This is a genomic window from Nocardiopsis sp. NPDC049922 (assembly GCF_040660275.1).
Taxonomy (GTDB): Bacteria; Actinomycetota; Actinomycetes; order Streptosporangiales; family Streptosporangiaceae; genus Nocardiopsis.
The window spans coordinates 1-2348 of the sequence record NZ_JBFAME010000051.1; the positions used below are offsets into that span (position 1 = coordinate 1).

A 2348-nucleotide genomic window follows, 5' to 3' on the forward strand; every position below is an offset into this window, starting at 1 on the left:
ACGGAAACACCGAACGCAACACCTCATGCCGCGCCACCACATCCCCCAGCGCCCCACGCAACGCCTCAACATCCAGAAAACCCCCCAACCGGAAGACCAGGGGTTCGTTGTAGGAGGCGGTTCCCGGGCGCAGTTTCTCGAAGAACCACAGCCGCTCCTGCGCGGGGGCGATGGCCAGTGGTCCGTCTCGGGGAATCCGGGGGATGGTGAAGAAGTCCTCCTCACCGAGGTCGGCCTCGGCCTGGGGGGGACGGCTGGTCTCCTCAATGATCGGCAAAAGCGCGGCCGCCGTCCGAGCGGTGAACAGAGCGCTCAGCGGCAGGTCGACATCGAAGGCCGTGCAGACGCGGGACACGAGCGCGACCGCGAGCAGTGACTGACCGCCCAGGGCGAAGAAGTCATCGTTGACACCCACCTCCGTCGTGGGCAGGTCGAGGACCTCGGCGAACAGTTCGACCAGTCGGCGCTCCGGCTCAGAGCGGGGAACCGCGTACGCCTCCTCGAGTTCGGGGCGCACCCGGCCCGGAGCCGGCAAAGCCCCCCGGTCGACCTTGCCGTTCACGGTCATGGGCAGAGCGTCGAGCTGGACCAGGACCGAGGGCACCATGTACTCCGGCAGCCGCTCAGCCAGCCATTGCCGCAGCTCGATCACCGGAACCGCGGACCTTGCCGTGAAGTAGCCGACGAGCCGTGCCTGACCAGGACGGTCCTCACGCGCTATCACAGCCGACGTGTCGACCTCCGGGTGTTGCGACAGCACGTTCTCGATCTCGGCGGGCTCGATCCGGTACCCGCGCAGCTTGACCTGGTGGTCCAGGCGTCCGAGGAACTCCAGGGCGCCGTCCCCCCGATACCGAACCAGATCACCCGTCCGGTACAGGCGGGCCCCTTCCTCCCCACTGAACGGGTCGGGGACGAACCTCTCCGCGGTCAGCCCCGGAAGGCCCGTGTATCCACGGGCGACGCCCTGTCCACCGATCAGCAGTTCGCCCGGCACCCCCAAGGGGACCGGTTCCATCGCCGAGTCGACCACATAAACAGAGGTGTTGGCGACCGGCCCGCCGATCGGAACCGGGCCGTCCCCGGCCACCGCTCCGTCCAGCGAAGCGGACAGCGACCACACCGTGCTCTCGGTCGGACCGTAGACGTTCCAGACGCGGCCGACGACCGGCAGTAGGCGTTCCAGCAGGTCCGGAGGCAGTGCCTCCCCTCCGCACAACACGCGCAACCGCGGGTCCCCTCGCCAGCCGGTGTCGAGGAGCATGCGCCACAAGGAGGGGGTCGCCTGCATCACGGAGGCCTCGGACCGTTCGACCAGGTCCGCCAAGCGTCGGCCGTCGGTCACCGCCCCGGCATCGGCGATGACCACGGTCGCCCCCCGGGACAGCGGTCCGAACAACTCCAGGGCGGAAATGTCGAAGGCCAGCGTGGTCACCGCCACGAGACGGTCCTTCTCCCCCAAACCGATCTCGGTGGAAAGTCCCTGGACCAGATTGACGATGGAGCGGTGCTCGACCATCACGCCCTTGGGTGTCCCGGTGGAGCCGGAAGTGTAGATCACGTAGGCGAGGTCGTCAGAGGCCACCGGCCGCGAGCGGCGCTCAGCCGGGAGACCGGTCATGTCCACGCTGTCAACGGCCAGGGACCGAACCCCCTTCCCCAACCGTCCAGCCAGGCGTTCCTGGGTGAGCACGAGGCCAACGTCCGCGTCGTCCAGCATGTATTGGAGGCGTACCCGTGGCTGGGTGGGATCGAGAGGAAGATACGCCGCTCCGGCCTTGAGCACAGCCAGCAGGCCGACGACCATCTCGGGGGAGCGCTCGACGTACAGTCCGATGACGTCCCCCCTCCCAACACCCTGCTCGGCCAGGTGGGCGGCCAGGCGGTTCGCTGACGCCTCGACCTCCCCGTAGGTCAGCGAACGGTCGCCGAAGACGATGGCCGTCGCCTCGGGGGAGCAGTCCGCCTGGGCCTCGACGAGTCCGTGGAGACATTCCGGCGCCCCCCATTCCCTTCCAGTGGTGTTCCAGCCCGTCAGCAGCCTGTGGCGTTCACCGTCCGGGATCATCTCCAACTCCGAACAGCGAAGGTCCGGAGCCGCCGTGACCAGGGAGCGGAGTAGTGTCACATAGTGTTCCCAGAGTCTGAGGACCGTGTCCTGGTCGAACAGGTCGGTGCAGTACTCGACACCACCGTCAATCCCGTCCTCGGACTCGCGGAGGAAGACCGAGATGTCGAACTTGGCGACCCCCGGTTCGACGTCGAGGGGCTCGGCGGTCAGCCCTACCAGCTCCGGCTCGGTGTCGGGGGTATTGGCCAGCGCGAACATCACCTGAACGACCGGCGAC

1 protein-coding gene is annotated in these 2348 nt (G+C 67.8%); it reads right to left on the reverse strand.

Annotated features, from left to right (window positions below; all coding sequences use genetic code 11):
- A partial coding sequence (locus AB0I72_RS28315) for an amino acid adenylation domain-containing protein (protein ID WP_358574151.1) occupies positions 1-2348 on the reverse strand: 2348 nt, incomplete at both ends.